The sequence below is a fragment of the Dactylosporangium sucinum genome (assembly GCF_014647515.1).
GTDB classification, from domain to species: domain Bacteria; phylum Actinomycetota; class Actinomycetes; order Mycobacteriales; family Micromonosporaceae; genus Dactylosporangium; species Dactylosporangium sucinum.
Genome location: NZ_BMPI01000187.1, coordinates 1 through 229, shown reverse-complemented (window position 1 = coordinate 229; position 229 = coordinate 1). Strand labels below are relative to the sequence as shown.

At 73.8% G+C, this 229-nt stretch carries 1 pseudogene; it reads left to right on the top strand.

Features of this window, described 5'->3' with window-relative positions:
* Window positions 1-229 (top strand): annotated as a pseudogene (locus tag IEZ31_RS58080) (sensor histidine kinase KdpD); the annotation flags it as partial.

Below are 229 nucleotides of genomic sequence, written 5' to 3'. Positions count from 1 at the left end.
CGACGCGGCGCTCGGCAACTACTTCCGGGTCGGCAACCTCACCGCGCTGCGCGAGCTGGCCCTGCTGTGGCTGGCCGACAAGGTCGACGAGCAGCTCGACCGGTATCGCGCCGCCCACGGCATCGACAAGACGTGGGAGGCCCGCGAACGCATCGTCGTCGCGCTCACCGGCGGCCCCGAGGGCGACACCCTCATCCGCCGCGCGGCCCGCATCGCCGCCCGCAGCAAG